This is a genomic window from Phenylobacterium aquaticum, from assembly GCF_022695515.1.
GTDB classification, from domain to species: domain Bacteria; phylum Pseudomonadota; class Alphaproteobacteria; order Caulobacterales; family Caulobacteraceae; genus Phenylobacterium; species Phenylobacterium aquaticum.
The window spans coordinates 1-26387 of sequence record NZ_JALDPT010000048.1; the positions used below are offsets into that span (position 1 = coordinate 1).

Annotated in this window: 22 protein-coding genes and 1 pseudogene; 15 read left to right on the top strand and 8 right to left on the bottom strand. The window is 68.5% G+C overall.

The window, feature by feature from the left end; translation table 11 throughout:
• From MQH10_RS23540 to MQH10_RS23550, 3 genes are all read left to right on the top strand, one after another.
• Window positions 1-380 (top strand): peptidylprolyl isomerase (locus tag MQH10_RS23540; protein ID WP_242566421.1); only part of this gene is annotated, 380 nt, incomplete at its 5' end.
• On the top strand, window positions 380-1579 hold the full coding sequence (locus tag MQH10_RS23545; RefSeq protein ID WP_242566422.1) for a HupE/UreJ family protein: 1200 nt from the start codon (window positions 380-382) through the stop codon (window positions 1577-1579). The genes MQH10_RS23540 and MQH10_RS23545, both read left to right, overlap by 1 nt.
• Before the next feature lie 674 nt (window positions 1580-2253).
• Window positions 2254-4599 (top strand): TonB-dependent receptor, encoded by a 2346-nt coding sequence (locus MQH10_RS23550; RefSeq protein WP_242566423.1) that lies wholly within the window; start codon window positions 2254-2256, stop codon window positions 4597-4599.
• Between the two features lie 152 nt (window positions 4600-4751).
• Here the strand turns inward: MQH10_RS23550 and MQH10_RS23555 are convergent, their stop codons facing one another.
• The 3 genes and pseudogenes from MQH10_RS23555 to MQH10_RS23565 all read right to left on the bottom strand — a co-directional run.
• Window positions 4752-5576, bottom strand: a complete 825-nt coding sequence (locus tag MQH10_RS23555; RefSeq protein WP_242566424.1) for a hypothetical protein — start codon at window positions 5574-5576, stop codon at window positions 4752-4754.
• 155 nt (window positions 5577-5731) lie between these two features.
• Complete coding sequence (locus tag MQH10_RS23560; RefSeq protein WP_242566425.1) at window positions 5732-6787, bottom strand: TonB-dependent receptor domain-containing protein; 1056 nt, start codon at window positions 6785-6787, stop codon at window positions 5732-5734.
• A 536-nt stretch (window positions 6788-7323) separates the two neighbouring features.
• Window positions 7324-7692, bottom strand: a pseudogene (locus tag MQH10_RS23565) (TonB-dependent receptor plug domain-containing protein); the annotation flags it as partial.
• A gap of 382 nt (window positions 7693-8074) precedes the next feature.
• Between MQH10_RS23565 and MQH10_RS23570 the strand changes: the two are divergent.
• Entirely contained in the window at window positions 8075-8989 is a 915-nt protein-coding gene (locus tag MQH10_RS23570) for a formylglycine-generating enzyme family protein (RefSeq protein ID WP_242566426.1), read from the top strand.
• A 6-nt stretch (window positions 8990-8995) separates the two neighbouring features.
• On the opposite strand, the gene MQH10_RS23575 is transcribed toward MQH10_RS23570, so the two are convergent.
• Window positions 8996-9436: a DUF6152 family protein gene (locus MQH10_RS23575; protein WP_242566427.1), complete on the bottom strand. Its 441-nt coding sequence runs from the start codon at window positions 9434-9436 to the stop codon at window positions 8996-8998.
• A gap of 152 nt (window positions 9437-9588) precedes the next feature.
• Here MQH10_RS23575 and MQH10_RS23580 point away from each other — a divergent pair, with 152 nt between their 5' ends.
• Window positions 9589-10401, top strand: coding sequence for a hypothetical protein (locus MQH10_RS23580; protein WP_242566428.1), 813 nt, complete (start codon window positions 9589-9591; stop codon window positions 10399-10401).
• A 10-nt stretch (window positions 10402-10411) separates the two neighbouring features.
• Here the strand turns inward: MQH10_RS23580 and MQH10_RS23585 are convergent, their stop codons facing one another.
• A complete protein-coding gene (locus tag MQH10_RS23585; RefSeq protein ID WP_242566429.1) occupies window positions 10412-11641 on the bottom strand; it encodes a TetR/AcrR family transcriptional regulator in 1230 nt (409 codons plus the stop codon).
• A gap of 409 nt (window positions 11642-12050) precedes the next feature.
• Here MQH10_RS23585 and MQH10_RS23590 point away from each other — a divergent pair, with 409 nt between their 5' ends.
• The 10 genes from MQH10_RS23590 (at window position 12051) to MQH10_RS23635 (ending at window position 23832) form a co-directional block, all read left to right on the top strand.
• A complete protein-coding gene (locus MQH10_RS23590; protein WP_242566430.1) occupies window positions 12051-14303 on the top strand; it encodes a TonB-dependent receptor in 2253 nt (750 codons plus the stop codon).
• A 28-nt stretch (window positions 14304-14331) separates the two neighbouring features.
• Window positions 14332-15369 carry a DUF1254 domain-containing protein gene (locus MQH10_RS23595; protein ID WP_242566431.1) on the top strand — a complete coding sequence of 346 codons (1038 nt, stop codon included), beginning with the start codon at window positions 14332-14334 and terminating at the stop codon, window positions 15367-15369.
• Complete coding sequence (locus MQH10_RS23600; RefSeq protein ID WP_242566432.1) at window positions 15366-15641, top strand: DUF1214 domain-containing protein; 276 nt, start codon at window positions 15366-15368, stop codon at window positions 15639-15641. The genes MQH10_RS23595 and MQH10_RS23600 overlap by 4 nt, the downstream gene beginning before the upstream one ends.
• A 26-nt stretch (window positions 15642-15667) precedes the next feature.
• Window positions 15668-17257, top strand: a complete 1590-nt coding sequence (locus MQH10_RS23605; protein ID WP_242566433.1) for a sulfatase — start codon at window positions 15668-15670, stop codon at window positions 17255-17257.
• 28 nt (window positions 17258-17285) lie between these two features.
• Window positions 17286-18401, top strand: coding sequence for a carboxylesterase/lipase family protein (locus tag MQH10_RS23610; RefSeq protein ID WP_242566434.1), 1116 nt, complete (start codon window positions 17286-17288; stop codon window positions 18399-18401).
• The gene (locus MQH10_RS23615; protein WP_242566435.1) at window positions 18359-18784 is read left to right on the top strand and encodes a carboxylesterase family protein; all 426 of its coding nucleotides are present in this window, start codon (window positions 18359-18361) and stop codon (window positions 18782-18784) included. Before MQH10_RS23610 ends, MQH10_RS23615 begins: the two co-directional genes overlap by 43 nt.
• A gap of 1 nt (window position 18785) precedes the next feature.
• The gene (locus MQH10_RS23620) at window positions 18786-19844 is read left to right on the top strand and encodes a serine hydrolase domain-containing protein (protein WP_242566436.1); all 1059 of its coding nucleotides are present in this window, start codon (window positions 18786-18788) and stop codon (window positions 19842-19844) included.
• 137 nt (window positions 19845-19981) lie between these two features.
• Window positions 19982-21928 carry a DUF3604 domain-containing protein gene (locus MQH10_RS23625; RefSeq protein ID WP_242566437.1) on the top strand — a complete coding sequence of 649 codons (1947 nt, stop codon included), beginning with the start codon at window positions 19982-19984 and terminating at the stop codon, window positions 21926-21928.
• Window positions 21929-21934: 6 nt separating this feature from the next.
• Window positions 21935-22813 (top strand): peptidyl-prolyl cis-trans isomerase, encoded by an 879-nt coding sequence (locus MQH10_RS26965; RefSeq protein WP_242566438.1) that lies wholly within the window; start codon window positions 21935-21937, stop codon window positions 22811-22813.
• On the top strand, window positions 22810-23832 hold the full coding sequence (locus MQH10_RS23635; protein ID WP_242566439.1) for a HupE/UreJ family protein: 1023 nt from the start codon (window positions 22810-22812) through the stop codon (window positions 23830-23832). Before MQH10_RS26965 ends, MQH10_RS23635 begins: the two co-directional genes overlap by 4 nt.
• 2 nt (window positions 23833-23834) lie before the next feature.
• Here MQH10_RS23635 and MQH10_RS23640 read toward each other — a convergent pair whose 3' ends face one another.
• The 3 genes from MQH10_RS23640 to MQH10_RS23650 form a co-directional block, all read right to left on the bottom strand.
• A complete protein-coding gene (locus MQH10_RS23640) occupies window positions 23835-24704 on the bottom strand; it encodes a thioesterase family protein (RefSeq protein ID WP_242566440.1) in 870 nt (289 codons plus the stop codon).
• A 100-nt stretch (window positions 24705-24804) separates the two neighbouring features.
• Complete coding sequence (locus MQH10_RS23645) at window positions 24805-25821, bottom strand: aldo/keto reductase (RefSeq protein WP_242566441.1); 1017 nt, start codon at window positions 25819-25821, stop codon at window positions 24805-24807.
• Window positions 25822-25935: 114 nt separating this feature from the next.
• Window positions 25936-26387: LysR substrate-binding domain-containing protein (locus MQH10_RS23650; RefSeq protein ID WP_242566442.1), on the bottom strand; the 452-nt coding region annotated here is incomplete at its 5' end.

The window sequence follows — 26387 nt, forward strand, 5'->3', positions numbered from 1 at the left end:
CGGCACGGCCGACGCGGCGCGCGCGCCCTGGCGGGCGGGCGCCCGTCGCCGCGGTCCTGGCCCGGTTCGGCGGCCGCGACACGGCCAGGACCCAGGGCGAGGAGTTCTATTTCGCGGCCAAGATCCACCTGGGCGATGCGCTGTTCGCCGCGGCCAAGGCGTTGGGCGATGGCGCGGTGTCCGCCCCGATCGCCCAGCCGGACGGCATCCACCTGCTGGTGATGAGTTCGAACCACCGGCCCAGGCCCTATAGTTATGAAGAGGCGCGCACCCAGGTCGCCTCCGACCGGCAGACCGATGCGGTCGCGCGCTACGAGGCGGCCGACGCCAAGTTCCTGCACAAGCGGGCCAATATCCTCATCGCCCAGGACATGCGCTGATGCGGCGTCTGGCGAAGTTCCTGGCCTTTCTGGTGCTGGCCTTCGGCGCGGCCCAGGCCCAGGCCCACACCCGCAGCGAATCCGACTCGGTCTGGGAGATCGACGGCAAGCGGGTCGATGTGACCGTGACCTTCGCGACGGCCGAGGCCAAGCCGCTCAGCCGGGACGGGGCGCCGCCCTCCGACGAGGTGATGCGCCGCTATCTGGCCGAACGAGTCTATCCCATCGCCGCCGGCCAACGCTGTGCTCTCGATCCGCCGGTGGAGGTGCTGTCGGCCCAGCCGGGCTTCCGCAAGTTCGACATGACCTATCGGTGCGCCGACAGCCGCAAGCTGGAGGTCCATTCCGGCGCGTTCTCGGACCTGACCCCCAGCCATGTGAACTTCGCCCAGATCCAGAACGCCGGAACCGGAGAGTTCACCGAGCAGCTGATCACCCGCGACCGGGCAACGGTGGCGGTGTCGGGGGAGGGCGGCGAGCTGCAGGAGGCGAGCTTCCTCGACTTCGTGCGCATGGGGGTGATGCACATCTTCACCGGGGTGGACCACATGTCCTTCCTGCTGGGGCTGGTGCTGATCTCGCGCCGGCTGAAGGACCTGGTCTTCGTGGTCACCGGCTTCACGATCGGCCACAGCCTGACCCTGGCGCTGGCCGTCACCGGCGTGCTGCGTCCGCATGCGGAGTATATTGACGCCCTGGTGGCGCTCACCATCGCCCTGATCGGGGCGGAGAACCTGGCAGTGGCGACGCATCGGGCGGGCTCGGTCGCCCTGGCCGCGGCTGCGGGGCTGCTGGTCATGGCGGCGGCCAAGCTGCTGGGCTTCGGCGACCTGCCGTTCCTGCTGCTGTTCGGCTCGGCCCTGTTCACAGGCGGCTATCTGCTGGTCTCGGGCAGCCTGGCCGACGCAGGGCGGCTGCGCATGGTGATCACCGTGGTCTTCGGCCTGATCCACGGCTTCGGCTTCGCGGCCAATCTCCTGGAGATGCAGCTGCCGACGGGCCGGATCGCGGAACTCCTGGTCGGCTTCAATCTGGGGGTCGAGGTGGGCCAGATGACGCTGGTGCTGGGAACCAGCCTGGCGGTCTATCTGCTGGCCCGGATGAAGCTTTCGATGCCGCGCCCGATCGTGGTCGAGGTATGCTCGGCCTTCCTGATCGCGCTCGGCGCCTACTGGTTTGCGACCCGCAGCTTCGCCTGAGCCCAGACTTCCCATTTTGTTTGAAAGTCCTGGCCGAGGTCGCCGGAAGCGCGGTCCGGCCAGGCTGATAAGGTGCAGGTGTTCGGTCGCTCTCCCTTGTCGCGATCCGACCTATTCGCGCCCCGCGGCTCCCGGCTGGAGTCGCGGGCGCCCCCGACCCGGGGCCTGAGTTCACGAAATCCCTTGAAACTGATCGGCGACCGAGGCCGGCGCCCTGGTCCGCCCGCGCGGACTATGGTGCGGCTCTGTCAGTGCGGTGCGAACGGCGACCACAAGCCGGCCCCGGACAGATCTGTCGCACATCCGGCCCGCATGGGAGGGGCCGCCAAGGGCTCTCCGGCTTGTCCGCAGAGCGCCAACCGCCAGGATCACACCTGGCGGCGCTTTAGTATTCGCGACAGTAGAAAAATGTACTGAATCTAACGCAAAAGACGAAAATCGCAAAATTCCCGCGCAATTCGAAACTGCATGGACTTAGCGCAGATCGATGGGGTGGTGAGGTCGGAAATTGAGCTTTCTTATGCCTTGAGTTGATTTGTCATGGGCATTGATTGGCGCGCAGAACCTAGATTTTCAAATTTTATGATCAGGTAAAAGGAGCCGCCATCGCCCTTAATGACATGAGCCGAGGCGCAGGAGCGCCCGACACATCAACTGCGAGGGGGATAATCGCAATGGCATCTCGTCGAATAAGCGCGCTGCTGCTGACCGCCAGCGTTCTGGCCCTGGGGGCGTCCAGCTGGGCCAACGCCGCCGAAGCCGACGCCGACGCGGCGGCCGGCACCAAGGTCGATGAAATCGTCGTCACCGGGGTGCTGCGCGAGCAGCGCCTGCAGGACGCGCCGATGGCCGTCACCGCCGTCACCGCCCAGGAGTTCACCAACAGTGGCTTCAAGGAGCCGCGCGAGCTGCAGTTCCTGTCGCCCAGCATCCAGGTCTCTATCCAGGGCGCCAACGCGATCTATATCCGCGGCTCCGGCACCAACAGCCAGAACGGCGGCACCGAGCAGTCGGTGGGCATGGTGATCGACGGCGTGCTGATGGGCTTCGTCGACGACATCGGCGGAGACATCTCCGACCTCGATCACATCGAGGTCTATCGCGGGCCCCAGGGCACCCAGTTCGCCAAGAACGCCTCGGCGGGCGTGGTCTCGGTCATGACCAAGCGGCCGGTGATCGGCGACTCCAGCAGCAAGGTCCACCTGACCTATGGCGAGCATGGCGACACCAGCGACAACGCCACCGTCAACGTGCCGATCAACGACCAGCTGGCCGCGCGGTTCACGGTCTCCTACCAGTCGCGTGACGGGGTGTTCGAGAACGCCGCCCTGCATGAGAAGCAGGGGGGCCGCGAGGCCCGCGGCGCGCGGGCCAAGTTCCTCTGGACTCCGACCGACCACACCACGGTCGCCTTCGGTCTCGACGCCCGCCTGCAGTTCGACAAGCCCAACTTCCCGCAGGCCTGGGCCAAGTGCGGTCCGGGGATCACCACGCCCTTCGTGAACTATACGGGGACCAAGATCCTGCCGGGCTGCAACAGCGCCCTGATCGCGGGGATCACGCCGTCGGACACCAATTCGGTGATCGCCGAGAAGGACGACGCCTTCCGCCACACCAGCGCCGGCGGCGCCCAGGTGGAGGTCGACCACGACATCGGCGACTTCAAGATCAGCTCGCTGACCGCCTATCGGTTCATGAGCCGCACCTTCCACGGCCCCTCGGGCTCGGGCTACTACAACAACAACTACCTCAATAACTGGTACAACGGCGACCAGATCTCCGAGGAACTGCGGCTGGTGTCTCCGGCCGAGAAGAAGCTGACCTATGTGGCGGGCCTCTTCCTCTATGACCGCGACACGGTGACCAAGTCGCTGTCGGCCGGCGACGCCTATGGCCAGGCCTATAACGAATATCCGTCCACGCCCTATGGCGCGAATGTCTACACCTCCGCCGCCGGCGGCATGACCCGCGTCCACAACATCAACAAGAGCTATGCGGCCTATGTCGACGGCTCCTACCACTTCACCGACAGCCTGCTGCTGAACGCCGGCTTCCGGGTGACCCGCGACGACATCTCGGCCTCGATCGTCGCCCTGGCGGTGGACGGGGTCTATCCGTCGACCAAGGGCGCCTCGCTCCGGGCGCCGGGGTCGCTGGAGATCAAGAACACCGGCTATACCTACCGGATCGGTCCCCAGTGGTTCATCACCCCGGACATCCAGGTCTATGCGACCTTCGCCCACGGCTATAAGGGCCCGCTGATCGACACGGCCGTCACCGTGCTCAACCCGATCAAGCCCGAAGAAGTCGACATGTACGAGGCGGGGCTGAAGTCGTCCTGGTTCGACCATCGCCTGACCGCGAACATCACCGCCTTCCGGCAGAAGTTCGTGAACTACCAGGTCAATGTCCTGAACCAGCAGGTCATCCCCAACGCCTTCCAGCTCGGCAACGCCGGCGGGATGCTCAGCAAGGGCGTCGAGATCGAGCTGAACGGCCGGGTCACCGACGACCTGACCCTGTCGGCCAGCACGGCGATCAACGACAACCACTATACCGACTTCGTGACCTCCTGCTGGAACGCGCTCGAGCCGATCAAGCAGGCCACCAGCGGGATCAACGGCTGCTACATCCACCCGGGCAACACCACGGCCTCGACCAACGCCGCCGGCACGCCCCTGATCAATTCCAGCAAGTACACCTACCGGCTGGGGGTGAACTACACCCACGAGCTCGGCAACATGTTCAAGGTCGACGCCAACGCCACCTATCTGCACCGCTCCAAGTGGCTGTCGGCGCCGATGGATCCGAACATCGTCAATCCGGGCTATGGGGTGCTGAACCTCTCGGCCGGCCTGACCTCGCCGGATGGTCGCTATCGCGTGGGCGTCTATGCCCGTAACGCGCTCGACACCTTCTTCCTGGCCGGCCGCCAGGCGAACAACGGCGGTTGGACCAACGTCCTGAACCCCGAGGCGGTGCGCACCGTCGGCCTGTCGCTCGACCTGGCCTTCGAATAGCCGCCGCCTCCCGCAGGAGGTTCGGACAAGCCGGGCCGGCGGAGTGAAAGCTCCGCCGGCCTTTTGCTGTCCAGGGTCCGGGGCTCGACGCCCCTGCGAGCGCCCAAAAAAGAACCCCCGGCGCGGGCCGGGGGCGATGTGGGGCTTGGGGTTCAGCTGGGGTCAGTAGGCGGGGGGCGGCGGTCCGCCGGCCGTAGCGGCGGGCGCGGCGCCGCCGGGCGCCTTGATCGTGGACGGCTGGGCCATGGAGGCCGCCGACCAGGCGGGTCAAAGTCCGACGGCCGGCCGGCTTCCTTCTGCTCGCGCTCGTAGGCGAACAGATTGGCCGGATCGACCTCGCAGACATATTCCATCAGCTCGGCGCCCTCGCCGCTTTCCACCCGCTTGTAGCGGTAGCGCAGGTGATAGGGCTCGGCGTAGACGTCCGGATCCTCGACGACGAGCTCGTCGACCAGATGCTTGCCGCCGTCCTCCAGGAAGATGCGTTCGGTGATGTGGGTCTTGGGGCTGGTGCGCGGCAGGCGGCCGTTCAGGGCGATGGTGTCGGCGACCAGGACATTGCCCTTCCAGTGGCCGATCGAGTGGCCGTTCCAGCCCGGCTGGACGCTGTCGGGATGGACCTTCTCGTCGAGATAGATGGTCCGGGGCAGGGTGCTCACCTCCGACAGGATGGTGACCCGGCCCTTGGTCTGCAGGAACTCGATGCCGAAGGGCGGCTGCATCATGCCGGGCATGCCGGCCGGCCAGCACTTGGTGTGGGCCTCGCCGATCAGCCGGTTGTTCGCGGCGCTGATCTTGTTGACCGCGTCCTGCTCGGCTTTGGCGGCCGGGGTCAGCTTGGGCTGGGCCTGATGGATATGGTCGGCCGGCTGGTCCAGCGCCCACATGCCGGTGATGTCGGGCGCGGCGCGGGCCAGGGCCGGCGCCCCCATGGAGACGGCGCAGAGCGCGACGGACAGCAAAGCGGTTTTGCGCATAGGGCTCCACCCAGGAAAGACAACGCCAAGGCTCCGACGCTAGGCCAAATCCCGGCCCTGAGGAGCGGCCTTGGCCGCGCATCAGCTTCAGTGGTTTTCGTCAGCTCCCCAGGGCGACGGCCGCGCCGGCCCGCCGCCCAATCTTTGCGCGTCCGCTAGAAGATCCGCGACACGACGACCCGGAAAGAGGTGGGCTCCAGCGGGTGGACATGCAGGTCCTCCACCCCCTCGGCGGGCTCGCCGGGCAGGCGGTCCGTATAGACATAGTCGGCGGCGTCATCCTTGGCGTCGGTGACGTTGAACACCTCGAGCTGCAGCCGGGTGGCCGGCGTCAGCTTGTAGCCGACGCTGAGATTGAGCTCGCGGTAACCCCGGCTGCGGACGCTGTTGTCGGAATTGAGCGCGTGGGCGCCGAGGTCGCGGAACTCCGCCGCCCCGAACCAGGGTCCGAGATTGTCGATCAGCAGCCCGGCCGAGGCGACCACCTCGGGGGCGTCCTCGATATAGGGCCCGGCCGGATCATGGTCGGTGTAGCGGGCCCGCGAGATGGCGATATTGGCGTTGAGCTCGATCCAGGGATAGGGCCGGTACTGGCCGGTGAGTTCCAGCCCGACCCGCCGGCCGGGGCGCCCGGCCTCTGTGCGACCCTCGTCGGCGTTGTAGGTCAGCTCGCTGGCGAACTCCATTTTGAACAGGGTCGCCGCCAGCTGGGTCTTGGGGATGGCGTTGGTGCGCACCCCGATCTCCGAGCCCTTGGAGGTCGCCAGGAAGGGCGGGCGGGTGAGATCGCCTGAGTCCGACAGGCCGGCGCGGACATCGTTGGAGTGAAAGCCGCGCCCGGCGCTTAAGTAGACCTCCGTCCGCTTCCACGGTCCGAAGATCAGGCTGGCCTTGGGCTGGGTCAGGGTCGCGTCCTGACGGCCCGACAGGCCGCCCACCAGATTGCGGTCGTCGGCGGCGAAATGGTCAAGCCGGGCGCCGACCTGCGCGCGGACTAGGTCGCCGAACCGCAGGGTGGTCTGGGCATAGGTCGACAGGTTCCACTCGGTGACTTCGTCGGCGAGCAGAGTCTCCAGCGAGACCCGCTGGCGGCTGTGGCGCGCATCGACATAGGTGTCGTCACGCCGGCCCTGCAGGCCGATCTCCGTGTCGGCCGTGATCCCGACGGGGAGGGTGACGCGCTTGAAGCTGTAGCGCGCTTCGCCGCCCACCACGATCCGCCGGTCGTTCTGCACATGCTGGTCCCCGGCGACGGGTCGACCAGGAAGTGGGTGAAGTTGTTGTAGAGCGTCAGCTCGTTGCGGATCGCATAGGCGGAGAGGCCGACGTCGCCGGGGCCCAGGTCGCGGCGGATATAGCTGGCCGACAGGCTGAAGCGCTCGGCGTGGCCGCCATCGCTCGGGTCGAGGGTCCCGAAGCGTGAGATCAGGCCCGCGGCGATGGCCCGCAGCGGCTGGTCCGTCGTGGCGTTCCACGCGCCGCGATAATAGAGGCCGGTCAGGCTCAACCCGTCGACATCGGCGGCCGGTGTCAGGCGTAGCGCCAGATTGACCTTGCGCAGATTGTCCCCGTGGTCCCAGGGGCCGTCCAGGTGGACGGTCTCGCCCGCCGCCAGCAGGCGCCGCCCGCCCGCCAGATCAAATGTGGTGGCCGCAAACAGCCGCTGGTCATTGACCGACCCCGCGCTGACCGACATCCGGGTCGAGAGCGCGTCGATCAGGCTCACCCGGTTGGACCCGACGGAGGCGAAGTCGCCTTCCGAGGCGTAGTAGGGGCCCTTGGTGAACTTCAGGCCCGTCGCCAGTTCAGGGATCAGGAAGTTCAGGTCGGTATAGCCCTGACCGTGGGCGTGGACCCGGGCGTTCACCGGCATGGAGTCGACATAGGTCGCCAGGTCGGTGCCGTGGTCGAGGTTGAAGCCGCGCAACAGGTACTGGTTGGCCTTGCCCTCGCCCGAGTGGGCGGTGACCACCAGGCCCGGCACCGTCTCCATGATCTGGCCGACCCTGTAGGCGGGCCGCAGCTCCAGCTCCTGGCGGGTGACCGAGCCCTGGGACGAGGTGGTGGCCACGCCCAAGAGGTCGTGGGTCGAGGCGGTGACCACCACCTCGCTCACCTCGTGGGCGCCCCCGGCCTCCTCCGCCTGGGCCAGGCCCGCGATCCCCGCGGCGCCGACGCCGAGCAGGACCCATCGGGCCCGTTGGGCGAGGCGCGTTCTTCCCCCTTTGATGTGGCTGGTCAATGTCGTCGTCCCCCGACCGGTTGGACGACCAGCATGTCGGTCCGCGGGAGGCCGGCCCTGTAATTTACGGTTCCGAACCTCGGTTACAGAATGTTCCGAACAGCCCCGCCGGCGGCGGAAATCGGCCCGAGAGCAGGCCTTGGCCGCCTGCGCCCCGCCATCTGCGCACCGCGTGGGAAACTGTCGTGCGCAGGACGGGGGAATGCCGCGGCGGAGCGGGGTCTAGGCTGGGCCCTGTCTGCAGAGGAGCGGCGACATGGCGCTGAGATCGCGGTTGGGTTTGGGCGTCCTGGCCTGCGCCGTCCTGGCCTTGCCGGTCCTGGCCCGGGCGGAGGATTGGCGCGCGGCCCGCGACGCCCAGTTCGCCGCCTTCCAGACCCGCCATGACGCGGCCGAGCTGTGGGACGGCCCGCTCGCGCCGCGCCTGCGGATCGTGCCGCTGGGAGAGGCCGTGATCGGCGCGCCGGCCGGCGCGGCCCTGCTTCGCGGCAACGAGCAGGCGGCCCGCGCCGTGCGCTTCGCCCAGCCCTTCGCGGTGGCGGAATATCCCGTCACGGTGGGCGAGTTCGCCGCCTTCACAGCCGAGACCGGCTATCGCCCTGCCGAGCAATGCTGGACCTTCGAGGCGGAGGAGGGGCGCATCCGCCAGGACCGGGGCTGGCGCAATCCCGGCTTCGTCCAGGCGGACAATCACCCGGTGCTCTGCGTCAGCCTGGACGATGTGCGGGCCTATATCGGCTGGATTAGCGCCAGGACCGGTCACGCCTACCGCCTGCTGACCGAGGTGGAATACGAATACGTCAATCGCGCCGGGGCGCGGACGGACTTCTGGTGGGGCCAGGAGGTCGGCGCCAATCACGCCAATTGCGACGGCTGCGGCAGCCTCTGGGACAATCGCCGCACCTCGCCAGTCGGCAGCTTCCCGGCCAATCCGTTCGGCCTCTTTGACACCACGGGCGACACCTGGGTCTGGACCTCGGATTGCTATGTGGATCCCAGGACGCAGGCGACCCTGCCGCCGGACCCGGCGATCTGCGAGCATGTCATTCGCGGCGGCGCCTGGCACGGCACGCCGCCGGGCTCACGGGTGTTCAGCCGCTTTCACCACACGCCGGACACGCACAGCGCGACCCTGGGGTTCCGCCTCGCCCGGGATCTCCCGGGGGGATAGTCGGGCCTATTGCCCCTCTGCGCCATCGGGCCGGCCGGGCTGGCCGCCGCCGCCGCCGAAGTTCACCACCCGGCCCGTGCTGTCGAGGACCAGGCTGACCAGCTGGCCGCCGGTGCGCCCGTCGCGCAGGGGGTGCAGGTTCACCTTCACCTTGTCGCCCGGCTTGACCTCGGACTTGCGCACGCCGGCCCGCTGCAGGGCGCTGACGCCCGCGCCCTCCATGCCCCAGACCTCGGTGACCCCGTCTTTCCGCATCACCGTGACCCAGAGATAGGAATGGGGATTGGTCATCTCCCAGGCGCGCACGGCGCCCTCGATGGTGATGGTCTTGTTGCGGTCGAACATCGAATAGGAGTGGTGGGCGAAGGCCGCGCCGCCCACCGACCCGGCCAGGGCCAGGCCGGCGAGGGTCCTGAGGGCGAGTTTGCGCAGGTCCGTCATGATCATGGCCTCCACGGGAAACTGATGCGCCATCCTAGGGCGAGCGACCTCGCGCGGATCGACGAACTTGCTTGAAACTGTCGGGCGCGGCGGAGGGCTGACCCCGCCCGGACCGTGCAGGCAGACTGCGGGCGATCGGTCTTGCTTTGAGGGAAGTCATGTCGCGAACCGGACGGACATTGCGGGCGGCCTGGGTCGGCGGCCTCATCTGGATGGCGGTCGCGGGCCCCGGCCTGGCGCAGCCCTTCGCGCCGCCGCCGCCGGCCGTTCCCTATCCCATGCCCGCCGACAAATCCCCGGCCACCCTGTTCAAGGAACTTCAGGGGGTCTGGGTGATGAACAACCGGATCTCGATCGAGAAGTACGAGACCATTCCCCAGCCCCTGACCCCGGCTTATCAGGCCAAGAAGCTCGAGCAGATCAAGCGACGGGCCGAGGGGCTCCAGGTGTTCACCGGCGACGCCCAGTGCATTCCGCAAGGCATGCCCCGCCAGATGGACGGCAATTTCGAGCTGATGGTTCGGGGCGACAGCCTGGCCGTCTTCACGGGCGGCGGCGGCCTGCAGGTCCGCAATATCTGGACCGACGGCCGGGCGCACACGCCGGAGGACGACCTCTTCGACAGCTTCAGCGGCGAGTCGATCGGCCATTGGGAGGGCGACACCCTGGTCGTCGACACCATCGGCATCCGGCCGACCAACGAGGTGCTCTATGGCGTGCCGGGCCACAAGCTGCAGGTGACAGAGCGCATCCACAAGACCGGACCCGACGCCCTGCAGATCGACACCGTGGTCACCGATCCGGTGGTCTTCGCCACCCCCTGGACTTACACCTTCACCTACAGGCGCAATCCGAAGCAGGTGCTCACCGAGCAGAACTATTGCGTCGCCGCCCTGGACCGCGAGGTCGGCAAGGACGGCAAGGAGACCTTCGACCTGACCCCGCCGCCGGATCCCCGCGAGGGAAAATAGGCGGCCCCGCTCAGGCGTCGCCGAAATGCAGGGCGAGCCCGCTGAACAGCGGCCGCACGAAGTTTTCGCTGGTGCGTTGGTCCGGCGGGCCGGGGAGCCAGTTGGTCAGTTCGGCGCCGGCGATCGAGGCGGCCATCAGCATCTGGGCGGCGATCTGGGCGTCGACGGGGCGCAGGGACCCGTCGGCTATGCCGTCGCTGACCATGGATCCGAAGTGGATGCTGACCCGCTCGCAGCCGATCTGCAGCTTGCGCTTGATCGCCTCCGGCACCGAGGCGGTCAGGAAGCGCAGCAGGGGCGCGTCGCCCTGGATCTGGTGATCGAGCAGGTGGCCAAGCGTCGAGGCCAGCCGGTCGCGGCCGGTGCGGTCCAACTGGCCCGCGGCGAACTGGGCCCGGCGCATGACCTCGACGGTGCGCAGGTAGCAGACCTCGATCAGGTCGTCCTTGGCGTCGATGTGGTAGTAGAACGAGCCCTTGGTCAGGTCGAGGCGCGCGGCGATCCGCTCCACTGACGCGCCGCGATAGCCCTGCTCGTTGATGAGCTGGGTGGCCGCGCGCAGGAACACTTCGCGGGCCCCGTCCTCGCCGCTCAGGGAGCCCTGAGGCATGTCGAGCGGCGTCGGCGCCCAGCCCGCGCCCGGCGCGCCCAGGCCGTGGAGCAGGATGTCCAGGGTCCGCTCTGCGGCGCGGGCGTAGTCCTGGGGATCATACTTGGCCAGCCAGTAGCGCGACCAGACCAGCTGCTGGATCAGGAGATGGACGCGGGCGTTGAGCGCGGCGCGGTCGCCGGTGACCGCCATGCCCTCGTCGAACAGGGCGCGCGCCTCGCGGAACATGTCGACATAGGCGGCCTCGAGCACCGGGTCGTTGAGCGAGCGGACGTCCTCGAACAGGGCGAAGTCCGGCGCTTCCCCCAGGGTGATCCGCCTGAGCAGATCGAAATAGCTGCGAACCAGGGCGCCGAGCCGGTCGGCGAAGGTCGTCCCCGACGCCGCCCCGCGGATCAGCTCGCGATGGACCTCGATGGCCTGATGAAAGCAGGCCGAGGCCAGGAGCTCCTTCGATCGGTAGTAATAGGCCACGCCGGTGGGGACGAGGCCGAAGTGGTCGGCGACCTCGCCGAGGGTCATGTCCCTCAGGCCCTTCTGATTGAGGATGCCGACGGCGACCCGCAGGATCGAGGCCTGTCGGTCCAGATATTTGCGGGTGCGGGCGTTCGTCTGCCGCTCGGGCGTCATGCTGTCCTCGCCCAGGTTCGCGGCGTCGATCCAGTTATCATCATTGCGTCGGTTGCGCCCATCGACCGTCCGTTGCGCCGGGGACGAATCCCTGGCCCGCCCGCGCCTGCAGTTTCAACCAAGTGACAGGGCCCCGAAAAACTCTCGACAAAAAATAATACCGACTTCGCTGATCGGGCAATAGGGTTTGCGCGAAGCGAGATGTGTGAAGATCAAAAATAACCATTAAAAACAATAATTATGGGGCTGAAGGCGAGGCGGCGTCCCAATCGAGACGATTGCCCGCCAGGATTCAAAAAATACCCGAAACCGAAAAATGCTTGTCGAGGGCGGGCGTCGGGCTCATAAACCCAGCCAGGGGCCGTTCCTCGGCGAGAGACCGGGCGCGGCGATTGGGAGAGGGGAACCCATGGGACGGAACTATCTGGGCTGCGCTTCGGTCGCGGCCATCGCCTTTGCGCTGAGCGCGTCCGCCGGCGGAACGGCCTGGGCCGCTGACGCGCCCGCCGCGAGCGCCCCCGGCGCCGCCACTGAACTGACCGAGCTGGTCGTCACGGCCCGCAAGCGCGAGGAGCGCCTGCGCGACATTCCCACCGCCGCGACGGCGTTCGGGACCGAGCAGCTGCGCAACATCGGCGGCATCGCCAACACCCAGAGCCTGCTGTCCAACGTTCCGGGCGTGAACTTCGCCAACACCTCCAACCCGGTGACCTCGGAAGTCTCCATGCGCGGGTCCGGCACCAGCCGCGCCACCGCGGCGGAGTCCGGCGTCGGCCTATATCGCAACGGCGCCTATGCCGGCGGCGGTTATCAGGGCGGCCGGACCTTCTCCAAGGCCGACTTCTTCGACGTCCAGGGCATTGAGGTGCTGCGCGGCGTCCAGGGCGCGCTCAACGGCCGCAACGCGGTGGGCGGCTCGGTGAACGTGGTGACGGCCCGGCCGGTCCAGGGCCAGGAAAGCGGCTTCTTCACCGGCGACATCGCTACGAAGGAGCACCGGGAAGGCCAGCTGGTGGTGAACCAGCCCCTGACCGACAATCTGGCCCTGCGGGTCGGCGTCGACGTGATGCGGCAAGACAAGGGCTTCTACTACAGCCCCTACACCAAGGAATATTTCGACGCCCAGAAGACCGACACCTATCGGGTCCAGCTCGGCTATCGCAATGGTCCGATCACCGCCAACATCCTGGCGGAGCATGGCGCGGACACCCTGCCGGGCCTGATGTATTCGGTGAACATCCCGCCGGGCGTCAGCGCGATCTATCCGAAGGGCATCTACGACGACAAATACAACATCTCGTGGAACTCGCCCTCCACCGCCAAGATGCGGACCAACTATTACGAGTTCGTCGGGGGCTATGACCTCGATTTCGCGACCGTCACCCTGACGAGCTCCCTGCGCGAGCGTCACTCGCAAAACGCCTATGACCGCGACGCGACCTCGCCGCAGTTCGAGGCCGCCGCCGCTGCGGCCGGCCTGGTGGCCAAGGGCGCGGTCCAGGGCGATCCGAACCTGGGCGGCCTGACCCTCGACTTCTCACGCATCCTGTTCAACGACATCCACATCGCCGGGAACAAGACCGGCAAGTGGTCTTGGCTGGCGGGCGCGGAGCTCTATGACCTGAACGACAAGGCCCAGATCATCCTGTCGAAGTCCTCGACCGGCACCACGGCGGCCACCCTGTCTCCGGGCACCGACCAGGTGGTCCGCATCGATTTCACCTCCTGGGCGGCCTATGGCTCGGTGGGCTACGACCTCACCGACGCCCTGAACCTGACGGGCGAGCTGCGCTCCACCAATGACGACAAGAGCATCGTCTCGGCGCGCCTGGATTATGGCACGGGCCTGCCGTCCGGCACCGGCTACGCCTTCAGCTCCGGCAAGACGTCGGACAATCTCTCCTACAACGTCACCCTGGCCTACAAGGTCGGGAACTGGCTGACCTATGGCAAGGTCGGTTCGGCCTATCGGGCCGGCGGCTTCAACCTCGCCCTGGGGGACCCCCGCGCGCCGAAGACCCCGCCGGCCGCCTATGACGACGAGGTCTCCACCTCGTTCGAAGTCGGAGCCAAGGGCAACATCACCCGCAGCCTGTTCGTGAACGCGGCCGCCTATCGGGTGAACGTCTCCGACCTGCTGGTCCAGACCGACAATGGCTGCTTCGTCGGCAGCTCGGTCTGCCCGGTCCAGGCGACCCCCTATGTCTACAACTCCGGCAACGCCGAGCTGTCGGGCGTGGAGGTCGAGGTCACAATGCGCGCCCGCCTGGCCGGCGGCGTGGCCCTGGTCACCCTGGGCGCCTCGCACCAGACGGGCAAGGTCGTGTCCGGTCCCGACAAGGGCAAGGAGACGCCGCAGCGGCCGGACTATACGGGCACGCTCAACCTCAATTACCGCCGCCCCCTGGTCGACGGCCTGACCGGCTTCGTGAACGTGAAGGGCAATCTGCGCTCGGGCGGGGTGCAGGAAATCGCCCAGACGCCCCGGCTGCACGACTTCCAGACCTATGACCTGCGGCTCGGCGTCACCAAGGACAAGTGGGAGGCGGCGTTCTACATGAACAACTTCGCCAACGAGAGCTACATCGTCTTCGACTCGGCGAGCGTGCGGCGCTGGAACTTCCCGCAATCCTACGGCGCTCAGCTGTCCTATCGTTGGTGACGGCGAGCGCACGGAGAGCTGCAGGGACATGAGCCGTCTGGATCGCAGGACGATGATGATCGCCGCCGCCGCCGCCATGGCGGGCCGCGCGACGGCGGCGACGGGGCGCGCAGACCTCCGTCGCCTGGGCTACGACGCCCTGATCTATCTCCTGCCGATCTATGAAATGGCGGCGGCGCGGGCGAGGACGCTTGCGGGCGGACGGGAGCAGAACGTCTTTCGCCACGCCCGCAGGCTCGCCGACGCCAAGTCCAGGGCGGTGACGACGCCCAACAGCGACACCCTCTATTCGAGCGCCTGGATCGACCTGTCGCAGGGCGTGGATATCGCCTTGCCGAAGACCGGCTCGCGCTACTTCTCGCTCGCCCTGATGGACGCCTACAGCAACAACTTCGCCGTGCTCGGCGGGGCGGATCGGATCGGCGCGGAGACCCTCAGGCTGATCCACGGGGGGCCGCCCGGCCGGGGACTGACCGTCACCTCGCCGACGCCGATGGTCTGGGCCCTGGCGCGCACCTATGCGGGCGGAGAGCAGGACCTGCCGGGCGCGCAGGCGGTGCAGGATCAGGTGCGCATCCTCACCCCGACGGCGGCTAATCCGGGCTTCGCGCCGGCGCCACCCCGATCCGATCCTCTGGGCGTTCTGGCTTACGGCCAGGCCGCGCTCGCGGCCAATCCGCCGCCGGCCCGGGACCGCGCCATGCTCAAGCGGCTTGCGCCCCTCGGCATCGGCCTCGGGCGTCAGTTCCCGCCCAAGGATCTCTCGCCCGCCCAGCTGGACGAAGTTCGCGCCGGCGTGGCCCAGGCCCTGGCCGACCTCAAGGTCGATGAGTCCAAACCCGTCCAGGGCTGGATCTATGAGAAGCCCGACACCGGGGACTTCGGCCGCGACTATCTCAACCGCGCCCGGGTCGCCTTGACCGGTCTGGCGGCCCTGCCCCTGTCTGAGGCGCTCTATCTGAAGGGCGCCGGGGATCATCCGAACGGCGACTATGACGGTGCGTTCGAGCACCGCCTCGTCTTTCCGCGCGGGCCCTGCCGCCGACCGACGCCTTCTGGTCGGTGACCCTCTATGAGCCAACTCCGGACGGCCAGCTGTTCTTCTTCGACAATCCCCAGGGCGTCTATTCCGTGGGCAGCAACAGCGGCCCCCTGGTCGCTGACGCGGACGGAACCGTCACCCTGCGGATCTCGGCGCAAGCTCCCGAGCCCGCCCTGCGCCGCAACTGGCTGCCGGCGCCGGCCGGCCCGTTCCGTCTGCAGTTTCGGGTCTATCGCCCCGGCAAGGCGCTGCTGTCGGGCGCCTATCGCGTTCCCCCCGTCCTGAGAGGAGGCTGAGCATCCGCTCGGCGTGAGGCCTGTCCATGCAAAGACGATCCAAGCACATCCTCGTCGGCGTGGGCGCCATGGGCCTGATCGCGGCCGGCGCCGTGACCGCCGCGGCGCTGACGACCCGCCATGCCGAGGCCGCCAGCCGCAGGCCTCCCAACGTCATCGTGATCCTGGCCGATGACCTGGGCTACGCCGACACCAGCGTCTACGGCTCCAAGGTCATCCGTACGCCGAACATCGACGCCCTGGCGGCCGGCGGGGTTCGCTTCACCTCCGGCTATGTCTCGCACCCGGTCTGCTCCCCCTCGCGGGCGGGTCTGCTGACCGGCCGCTACCAGGAGCGCTTCGGCTACGAGTTCAATCCGGTCGGGCGCGACAATCGCGGCGGGGTCTCGCGCAACGAGATGATGATCGGCCAGATCATGAAACAGGCCGGCTATCACACCGGCATGATCGGCAAGTGGCACATCGGCGCCGCCGACGGCTACCGGCCCAATGACCGGGGCTTCGACGAGTTCTTCGGCATGCTGGCCGGCGGCTCGACCTATATCGTCGACCCCAAGCCGACCGATCAGGCCTACACCTATCCCGGCGCGGACGCCGCGGAGCGCACGACCAGCGCCCCCGATCCCCGGATGGCGCTCATGTCGCCGCGGGAGCGGTTGGAGCTCGTCCGGTCCAAGGCGCCGATCAGCCGCAACGGCGTGGTGGTCGAGGAGAAGGCCTATCTGACCGAGGCCTTCACCCGCGAGGGCGTGGACTTCATCGAGCGGCACAAGTCGCAGCCGTTCTTCCTCTACATGGCCTACAACGCGCCCCACGTGCCGCTGCAGGCGACCCAGAAATATCTCGATCGCTACAAGGACGTTCCCGACAAGGGGACGCGGATCTACGCGGCCATGGTCTCGGCGCTCGACGACGGGGTCGGCGACATCATGGCCAAGCTGAAGGCGACCGGCCTGGATCGCGACACCCTGGTGATCTTCCTCTCCGACAACGGCTGCGCCGGCTATATCCAGGGCGCCTGCTCCAACGCGCCCCTGTCCGGCTTCAAGGGCCAGCATCTCGAGGGCGGCGTACGCGTGCCCTATATCGTCAACTGGCCCGGCCACGTGCCGGCCGGCAAGGTGGACGATCGGCAGGTCTCCAGCCTCGACATCGTGCCGACGGCGGCCCGGCTGGCGGGCGCGAAACTGCCGAGCGACCGGGTCTATGACGGCGTCGACCTGATGCCCTATCTGACCGGCGCCAAGCGCGGCGTCCCCAATCCCACTCTCTATTGGCGGGCCGGGGTGACCTATGCGATCCGCGACGGCGACAACAAGATGTGGGTCGCCAACAAGGCCGGGCCCCAGCCGGCCGACGGCCAGGACCACAGCGCCGACATCACCCCCGACGGGGTGGAGGCCAAGGTCGGGCCCTATGGCCAGCACGTCATGCTCTACGACCTGAAGACCGACATCGGCGAGAAGCACAATCTGGCGACCAGCCGAAAGGACGTGGTCGCCCGCCTGCAGGCCAAGCTGGCGGCCTGGGCCAAGACGCTCAGCCCGCCGCAATGGACCAGCCAGCGTCAGAGCTACCAGACCTACGACGACACCCGACTGCAGCTGTTCGACTGACCCTCGACGACCCGAAGGAGACGCCGTGATGAAGCGCTTGCTGGCCGCCCTGGCCCTGATCCTCGCCGCGGCCGGATCGGCCCATGCGGAAGACGGCCTCGTGGCCCGAACCCAATCCGGCGCCGTGCGCGGCGTCGAGGCGGGCGGGACGGTGGTGTTCAAGGGCATCCCCTTCGCGGCCCCGCCGGTCGGTCCCCTCCGCTGGGAGCCGCCCGCGCCGCCGCCGTCCTGGAGCGGGGTCCGGGACGGCGCCCAATATGGTCCGATCTGCACCCAGCCGGCGCGACCGGACGGCGCGCTCGCGGCCGGCGGGGACCGGCCGCAGAGCGAGGACTGCCTCTATCTCAATGTCTGGGCGCCCAAGGCGGCCAAGGCGGCGCCGGTGATGGTCTGGATCCATGGCGGCGCCCACCGCGTGGGGTCCGGCGAGGGGCGGGTCTATGAGGGCGACGCCTTCGCCCGCGACGGGGTGGTGCTCGTCACGATCAATTATCGCCTGGGCGCGCTGGGCTATTTCGCCCACCCAGCCCTCACCAAGGCGGCGGGGCCGAAGGACTGGCTCGGCAATTACGGCCTGATGGACCAGATGGCGGCGCTCGCCTGGGTGCGGAAGAACATCGCGGCCTTCGGCGGCGATCCGAAGAACGTCACCGTCTTCGGGGAATCGGCGGGGGGATCCAGCATCCTGGCCCTGCTGGCCACGCCCGCGGCCAAGGGGCTGTTCGACAAGGCGATCGTGGAGTCCGGCGGCGGCTGGCAGAAGCCCGGCGGCCTGGCGGTCGAGGAGGCCAAGGGCGTCGAGCGCTTGACCCGCGCCGGCGCGCCCGGGCCGGACGCCACCCTGGACCAGATTCGCGCCGTGCCGGCCGACAGGCTGGTCGACATGTCGGGGGGAGCCGGTGGGGTCGGTCCCTTTCCCGACGGGCGGTTGATGACCGAATCCCCCGCCGAGGCCTTCGCCGCCGGCCGGGCGATCGACGTGCCGCTGATCATCGGCTCGAACAGCTACGAAGCCTCGCTGATGCGCACCTTCCCCCTGCCGATCGCGGCCATCCTGGCCCGGCTCACCCCGGAGCAGAAGGCGGCCTATGGCGACCTGGGGTGGACCAGGCCCTGGCCGACGCGCTTTACACCGACGTGGTGATGGGCGGCCCTGCCCGCTGGGTGGCGGGCAAGGCCTCGACCGGCGCGCCGGCCTTCCTCTACCACTTCTCCTATGTGGCGGCGGCGCGCCGGGCCCTCATGCCGGGCGCCAGTCACGGCAGCGAGATCATCTATGTGTTCGAGACGGCGAGCCGGCTTCCCCTGGGGACGCCGACGACCCAGGACCTGGCGATGGGCGCTCTGATGCATTCCTGCTGGGTCGGCTTCGCCAAGACCGGCCGACCGGCCTGCGCGGGGGGCGTCGCCTGGCCCGCCTATGATCCGGCCAAGGACCAGCTGATGGAGTTCGGTCTGGACTCCGGCGTGCGGACCCAGTTCAGGAAGCCCATGCTGGACGCCGACCAGAAGGCGGCGGGCTTCTAGCATGGCGCGCTCAGGCCTCCTGCGCGCGGCGCTGCTGCTCGGTCTCCTGGCCGCCGGATCGGCGCGGGCCGAGGCGGCGCCGCCGGACCTGCGCGCCCAGCTCGAGAAAGTGCTGGCCGAGGGCGCGTCGGGCGTGTCCGCCCTGGTCATGAAGGACGGTCGGCTGCTCTATCGCGTGGATGTCGGCGACGCCGGTCCGGACGTGCGGCTGCCCATCGCCTCGGCGTCCAAATGGATGACCGCCGCCCTGATCATGACCGTGGTGGACGAGGGCAAGCTCAGCCTGGACGAGCCGATCGGACGACGCCTGCCGCAGTTCACCGGGGCCGCGGGCCAGATCACCCTTCGCCAGCTGATGTCGTTCACGGCCGGGCAGGGGAGCCTGGAAGGCTTTGTGGACCTGCGTCAGGATCCGCACATCACCTTGGCCCAGGCCGCCGACGAGATCGCCGCGCGCCCCCTGGAGGACCCGCCGGGCGCGACCTTCCGCTATGGCGGGCCTTCGCTGCAGGTCGCAGGCGCCCTGGTGGAGCAGGCGACCGGCCAGCGCTGGGCGGATCTGTTCGCCGCGCGGATCGCCGGGCCTCTGGGCATGAGCCACACCTATTGGGGCAATCCCCTGCGTCCCGGCCTGTCGCCCAGCGAGGTGCTCAATCCCAATCTCCAGGCCGGCGTCTACACCACGGCCGACGAATATGCGGCCTTCCTCTCCATGCTGGCCGCGCGCGGCATGGGGCCGAAGGGACGGATCCTGTCCGAGGCGGCATTCGACCAGATGGAGACGGTTCAGACCGGCAAGGCGGTCATGGCCTATCGCCCGCCGGGCGCCGCCGGCCTCCAGGCCTATGGGCTCGGCAACTGGTGCGAGACCTTCGACGCCAAGGGCCGCTGCGGCATGGTCTCCAGTCCCGGCGCCTTCGGAACCTATCCCTGGATCGACCGTGACCGTGGGATCTACGGCGTGTTCTTCCTGCGCAGCCGACTGCCGCTGGTGGTCAAGGACCTGACCGAGGCGCGCCGCATGATCCTGGCCGCCGACCGTGCGGGGGCCGCGCCTTGAGGTCGTGGAGACGGGGATAACGCAAGCATAGGCAGGCTCAGGCTTGCCAAGGCCGGCCGGCGGGGCGTCAATTCGGAAAAACCGCTGGGGCGGCGGACCTTTCGGGGCCCGCCGGCGAGACGATCGGGGAGATTGGGATGGAACGTCTTTGGAATTCGCGCACCCGCGCCTGGCTCGTGACCGGAAGTCTCGTGGCCCTGGCCGCCGGAGGCGCCGCGCTGGCGTCCGGTGAGGCGCAGAAGTCGGCCGCCAAGCCGGCGGTCGCCCAGACCCACAAGGCCCAGGCCCGCGCCCCGCAGCACCTGCCGGGCTACAATCCCGAGCGGAACGCCTATTTCGGCGACCTCCACGTCCACACCAAGCTGTCCTTCGACGCCTATATCTTCAATGTCCGCGCCACGCCCGAGGACGCCTATCGGTTCGCCAAGGGCGAGACGATCCCCCACGCGTCGGGCATGAATGTCCGGCTCTCCGGCGCGCCGCTGGACTTCGTCGCGGTGACCGACCACTCCGAATATATCGGGGCCATGGAGGAGGCGAACGATCCCGCGAGCCCGATCTCCAAGCTGCCCATCGTCCAGGGCCTGTTCAGCAAGGACCCCAAGGAGATCCAGGCCGCCTTCAACCGCATGGTCGAGGGCAACGAGCACGGCACCCTGCCCAAGGAGTTCAGCGAGCGGCGCATCGTCTCCCGCGCCTGGGGTGAGATCCAGGACGCCGCGGCGCGCAACTATGCGCCGGGCCGGTTCACGACCTTCGTCGGCTATGAATACACCTCGGCGCCCGGCAACCGGAACCTGCACCGCAACGTCATCTTCAAGAGCGCCAAGACCCCGGACCTGCCCTATTCGGCGCTGGCCTCGAACAATCCCGAGGACCTCTGGAAGACCATGGACGAGTGGCGGGGGCGGGGCGTCGAGGCCCTGGCCATTCCGCACAATTCCAACGGCAGCGACGGGCTGATGTTCGATTCCGTCCGCATGAACGGCCAGCCGATCGACAAGGCCTATGCCGAGCTGCGGATGCGCAACGAACCCTTGGTCGAGATCAGCCAGATCAAGGGCACGTCCGAGACCCATCCTTCGCTGTCGCCCAATGACGAATGGTCGAACTTCGAGATCATGGACCGCTACATCGGCGTGAACCGGCCGGTGACCAAGTTCCACGGCAGCTATGTGCGCGAGGCCCTGAAGGACGGGATCGCGATGCAGGAGGCCAAGGGCTTCAACCCCTTCAAGTTCGGCTTCATCGGCTCGACCGACACCCATAACGCCGCCCCCGGCTCGGCGGAGGAACGCAACTTCTTCAGCAAGGTCGGGCGCATCGACGCCACGGCCGCCCAGCGCGGCTCCGTGCCGCCGAACGGCGCCAAGAGCTGGGACGGGGTCGACATGGACCCCAAGAACGCCGCGGCCCGCTTCCAGAGCTGGGGCGCCTCGGGCCTGGCCGGGGTCTGGGCGGAAGAGAACTCGCGGGAGTCCATCTACGCCGCCCTGCGCCGCAAGGAGACCTTCGCCACCTCCGGCCCGCGCATCCGTGTGCGGTTCTTCGCCAGCTATGACTTCCCCGCCGACCTGGCCGGTCGCTCGGACCTGGTCACCCAGGCCTATGGCCACGGCGTGCCGATGGGCGGCGACCTGCTGCCGTCCAAGGGCAAGGCGCCCAAGTTCCTGGTCTGGGGCGTCCGCGACCCCAGCTCCGGCTATCTGCAGCGCGCCCAGATCGTGAAGGGCTGGATCGAGAACGGGGTCGCCAAGGAGCGGGTCTTCGACGTGGCCTGTTCGGACCACCTGACCCTGGACACCGCGACCTGGCGCTGCCCGGCCAACGGGGCGAGCGTCGACCTGACCACCTGCGAACCGACCCGGTTCAAGGGCGACGTCGAGCTGCGCACGGTCTGGACCGATCCCACCTTCAATCCGCGTCAGCGGGCCTTCTACTACGTGCGCGTGCTGGAGAACCCGTCCTGCCGCTGGTCCACCTGGGACGCCCTTCGCAACGGCACGCCGCCCAATCCGACCCTGCCGACCACCATCATGGAACGGGCCTGGTCCTCGCCCATCTGGTACGAGCCCAAGGCCTGACCGCGCGTGACCTCTGAGTTGGACAAGGCGGGGGCCGGACGGTTCCCGCCGCCGGGCGTGACCGCCGCGTTCAAGCGGATCGCCCGCGAGCCCCTGACCCATTTCCTGGTCATTGGGGCCCTGCTGTTCGCCGGTCTCCAGGCCGTCCGGGCGATGGAGCGGCCGACAGTCAGGATCGACAGCCAGGAGCTGGAGCAGCTGGTTTCCTACTGGGAGCAGCAGAGCCAGAGGCCGCCCACCAAGGCGGAACTGCACGCCATCATCCAGGACCGGGTCGACGAGGAACTGCTGGCCAGCGAGGCCCGCCGCCTGGGTCTGGACCGCGACGACATGATCATCCGCCGCCGCCTGGCCGAGAAGATGGCCTTCGCCAGCGAGGATGTCGGCGAGATCGCCGAGCCGGACGAGGCGACCCTGCGCGCCTTCTATGATCGGACGAAATCGCAATATCTGCAGCCCGGCCACACCGCCCTGCGCCAGCTGTTCTTCAGCGGGGACCGCGGGGAGGGGCCGGCCGGGGCCGCCGCCATGGCCGCGCTGGCCAAGCTGAACGGCGGGCAGGCGGCCAGCGGCGATCCCTTCCTGCTGCCCCTGACCTATGCCGATGTCAGCCAGGACGACCTGGCCCGCGACTATGGCCCGGCCTACGCCAAGGCGGTCCAGGCCGCGCCGCTGAACAGCTGGGTCGGCCCCGTCGCCTCGGCCTATGGCCTCCACCTCGTCCGCGTCACGGGCCGGCAGGGGGCGGAGGTCGCGCCCTTCGAGGCCGTGAGGCAGGATGTCCGCGACGCCTGGCTCGCCGACCGGCGCGCGGCCAATAACACCGCGTTCCTGGTCCGGCTGCGCCAGCGTTACCGGGTCGAGGTGGCGGGCGGCGCGCCATGAACCTGCGCCGTCTGCTTCCGGCCCTGGCGGCGCTGATCTGGGCGGGCCTGGCGGTTCTCGCGCCAGCCCAGGCCCACGAGGTTCGCCCGGCCCTCCTGCAGATCGTCGAGCAGAGCCCGGGAACCTATCAGGTGACCTGGAAGCAGCCGGCCATGGGCGACATGGTGCTGCATCTGACCCCCCACCTGTCGAGCGGGGCCCTGGAGGCCAAGCCCAGCCAGGAGACCGCGACGCCGGGCTTCATCCAGAAGATCTGGCGGGTCGAGCACGGCGCCCCGCTGGACGGCCAGACCGTGACCATCGAGGGCCTGCCCCAGACCGTGACCGACGTGCTGCTGCGCGTCAGCGCCGCTGACGGGCGTCAGGTCGATGGCGTTCTGCGCCCCGCCCAGCCGTCCCAGACGCTCAGCCTGTCGCCGCCCTCAGGACTGGCGGTGCCGGCCTATCTGAAGCTGGGCGTCGAGCACATCCTGACCGGCTTCGACCATCTGCTGTTCGTGCTGGGCCTGTTGCTGCTGATCGGGCCCAATCGCCAGCTGGTGAAGGCGATCACCGCCTTCACCGTCGCCCACAGCATCACGCTGGCCCTGGCCGCGCTCGGCTATATCGCCTTCCCCTCGGCGGTGATCGAGGCGCTGGTGGCGCTCAGCATCGTCTTCGTGGCCTGCGAACTGGCGGCGGGGCCCGAGCGGCGGGACACCCTGACCCGGCGGCGGCCCTGGCTGATCGCCTTCGCGTTCGGTCTGCTGCACGGCATGGCCTTCGCCGGAGCCCTGGCCCAGATCGGTCTGCCGCCCAAGGCTGCGCCCCAGGCCTTGCTGCTGTTCAATCTCGGGGTCGAGATCGGTCAGCTGACCTTTATCGCCGCGGTGCTGCTGGTCCTCGCCGTCGCGCGGCGGACGCCGGCGGCGAGGTATCTGCGGGATCCCCGCGTGTCGGTCGTCGCGCCGGCCTATGTGATCGGCGGTCTTGCCGCCTACTGGCTGATCGAACGGATCCTGGCGGCGACGACCGCCTGAGATCAGGCCTGTCGCTGGACCACGGCGGCGATGTTGATCGTACCCAGGGGGCCCTGTTCGTCATGCAGCCAGCACTCGCCGACGGCGACGCCCCCCGTCGAGTGATGGCGGACCATGTCGAAGCCCAGCCATTCGGTGGCGGGCAGGCGGTGCAGATAGACGGTGAAGTCGCAATTGACGAAGTCGATGCTGTCGGGGCTCGAATGGGCCATGGGACTGGCGAAGTCCGCGGCCAGGGCCACCCGGGTGAAGGGGGTGTGGGCCAGGCCCTCGATCAGAGGCCGGCTTTCGCGCACCCAGGCCTGGCGCGCCTCGAACGGCGACATCGGACCAAGCACGGGCGGATTGGCGGACGTTGCGCCGCCGGTCGCCGGGGCCGCGCCGCGGCGGGGGGCTTCGGCCGGGTCCCGAGCCGCGGCAGGGATCGGCCGGATCTCCCAGTGGCTCGCATCGGGGGAGGGCGGCAGGTCATGGGGGCGCGGGACCTTCCAGTCGGGGGACTGGCTGGTCGGGGGCTCCGGGTTCTCGGACTGGCGCAGATAGAGGCAGCTGGCGCGCGCCACCACGTCGCCATCGGCGATCAGCTGGGCCTCGGCCAGCAACAGGCGCCGGCCCTGGCGGATCACCTGGGTGGCCACGCTCAGCGGGGCCTTGGGCGCCATCTTGATCAGGTCGACGCAGAAGCGCGCAGGCGTCAGGTCGGGGCCGCCATGAGCCCGCTCGAGCGCCAGGCCCAGCAGTCCCCCGACCAGCCGCCCGCTGAGGGTGTTGGCGCGCCAATATCCCCCGGCCGCGTCGGTCGGAATGAACCGTCCCGCCTGTTCCACGAAGAAGCCGCCGGTGGTGAGACTTCCGAACCCGTCGCTGCTCAATGCGCTACGCCCATCACACGCGGTCCTGCCGACCGCCGGCCGCAGCTAGAGGGGCGTCCCAACGTCAGGCAAGCCTGCACGCGGGGAACGCCCCGAGAACTCAGCCCATAGGGTACAGGAATTCCTTCGACACCTTGTTGATGGCGTCGAGTGTCTCTTGATTGAGCGTCAGATCGCTGGCGGCGAAGATGGCGTCCAGCTGATCCTCGCGGGTCGCGCCGACGATGGTCGAGGCCACGAAGTCGTGCTGCTTGCTCCAGGCCGTGGCCAGGGTCACCGGCGAGATGCCGAGGTCTGCGGCGATCTGCATGTAGCGCTCGGTCGCGGCCAGGCTCTTCTCGTTGACGAAGCGCCGCGCCATCACGGTGTGACGGCCGCCCAGGTTGATATAGCTGGAGAACCGCGCGCCCTCGGGCGTCGCTCCGCCCTGGTACTTGCCCGACAGCACGCCGCCGGCGAGCGGCGAATAGGGGATCAGGCTGACGCCCTCCTGCCGGCAGGCCTGGGCCAGTTCGTCCTCGAAGCGGCGGTTGTTGAGGCTGAAATTGTTCTGGATGGTCTGATAGCGGACCGTGCCTTCGCGCTCGGCGACGGCGATCGACTTGGTCAGGCCCCAGGTGGTCTCGTTCGAGCAGCCGACGATCCGGACCTTGCCCTCCTGGACCAGGTCGTCCAGCGTCCGCAGCGTCTCCTCATAGCCGACCCCATGATCGGGCCAGTGGGTCTGATAGAGGTCGACATAGTCGGTGCCCAGGCGCTGAAGGCTTGCTTCGATCGCGCGGACGATGTTGTGCCGGTCGAGCGCGGTGCGGCCAGACCGCTGGGCCGACTTGATCCAGCCATGGCTCGGCCCGCTGACCTTGGTGGCCAGGATGATGGCGTCGCGGGGCTTGGTCTTCATCCAGCGCCCGAAGATCTCCTCGGTCCGCCCCGCCCACTTGGGATCGGGCGGCACCGGATAGTTCTCCGCCGTGTCGTAGAAGGTGATCCCGGCGTCGTAGGACCGATCCAGAATCCGGAACGCCGTGGCCTCGTCCGCCTGCGCGCCGAAGGTCATGGTGCCCATGCAGATGTCGGACACGACGATGGCGCTCTTCCCCAGCCTCTTCTCGCCCATGCAGGCTCCTTGTTTCTTGAGTGTGTGAGACGGGCCCTTCTAGCGCGCCGCGCTCCGCCCGATCCACCTTTCGCGGCCGCCGGCGCGAAACGCCCTCTCGGCGCCGTTTGCCCCTCAGCGGGCGGCGGGTCCGGGCTCCGACCCCGCATAGCGGCTCAGCAACTCGCCCAGCAGCAGGTTCGGAAACCGGCGGGTCTGGGTGATGGCGTAGAAGCTCTCCGTGAGCTGAGGAATTCGGCAGTGCTCGACCAGGGCGCCGCTCGCCAGTTCGTCGCGCACGACGATGGGCGGCACCAGGGTGACGCCCTCCCGCTCGCGCGCCAAGAGGCGCAGCATGGCCATGTCGTCCACCTCGGCCAGGATGATCGGCCGGATCCCCGCCAGGTCCAGCAGCCGGTCGAACCCCACGCGGATGTCGCTGTCCAGGCTGGGCAGCAGGATGGGCTCGTGCCGCAGGTCCTCCGGAAAGCAGATGGGGTGGATGGCTCCCGCTCCCGGCCTCAGAGGGCCAATGTGGTTGCCGTCATGCCAACCTGAGCATTGGGAGCCACCCACCATGGAGATTA

Excerpts from the sequence above, each read along its gene's own strand:
- MQH10_RS23555 (WP_242566424.1), bottom strand. The coding sequence starts at position 5,576 with ATGCGCAAAACCGCTTTGCTGTCCGTCGCGCTCTGCGCCGTCTCCATG.
- MQH10_RS23595 (WP_242566431.1), top strand. The coding sequence starts at position 14,332 with ATGAGCCGTCTGGATCGCAGGACGATGATGATCGCCGCCGCCGCCGCC.
- MQH10_RS23590 (WP_242566430.1), top strand. The coding sequence starts at position 12,051 with ATGGGACGGAACTATCTGGGCTGCGCTTCGGTCGCGGCCATCGCCTTT.
- MQH10_RS23550 (WP_242566423.1), top strand. The coding sequence starts at position 2,254 with ATGGCATCTCGTCGAATAAGCGCGCTGCTGCTGACCGCCAGCGTTCTG.
- MQH10_RS23605 (WP_242566433.1), top strand. The coding sequence starts at position 15,668 with ATGCAAAGACGATCCAAGCACATCCTCGTCGGCGTGGGCGCCATGGGC.
- MQH10_RS23570 (WP_242566426.1), top strand. The coding sequence starts at position 8,075 with ATGGCGCTGAGATCGCGGTTGGGTTTGGGCGTCCTGGCCTGCGCCGTC.
- MQH10_RS23575 (WP_242566427.1), bottom strand. The coding sequence starts at position 9,436 with ATGATCATGACGGACCTGCGCAAACTCGCCCTCAGGACCCTCGCCGGC.
- MQH10_RS23585 (WP_242566429.1), bottom strand. The coding sequence starts at position 11,641 with ATGACGCCCGAGCGGCAGACGAACGCCCGCACCCGCAAATATCTGGAC.
- MQH10_RS23610 (WP_242566434.1), top strand. The coding sequence starts at position 17,286 with ATGAAGCGCTTGCTGGCCGCCCTGGCCCTGATCCTCGCCGCGGCCGGA.
- MQH10_RS23635 (WP_242566439.1), top strand. The coding sequence starts at position 22,810 with ATGAACCTGCGCCGTCTGCTTCCGGCCCTGGCGGCGCTGATCTGGGCG.
- MQH10_RS23625 (WP_242566437.1), top strand. The coding sequence starts at position 19,982 with ATGGAACGTCTTTGGAATTCGCGCACCCGCGCCTGGCTCGTGACCGGA.
- MQH10_RS23545 (WP_242566422.1), top strand. The coding sequence starts at position 380 with ATGCGGCGTCTGGCGAAGTTCCTGGCCTTTCTGGTGCTGGCCTTCGGC.
- MQH10_RS23620 (WP_242566436.1), top strand. The coding sequence starts at position 18,786 with ATGGCGCGCTCAGGCCTCCTGCGCGCGGCGCTGCTGCTCGGTCTCCTG.
- MQH10_RS23645 (WP_242566441.1), bottom strand. The coding sequence starts at position 25,821 with ATGGGCGAGAAGAGGCTGGGGAAGAGCGCCATCGTCGTGTCCGACATC.
- MQH10_RS23580 (WP_242566428.1), top strand. The coding sequence starts at position 9,589 with ATGTCGCGAACCGGACGGACATTGCGGGCGGCCTGGGTCGGCGGCCTC.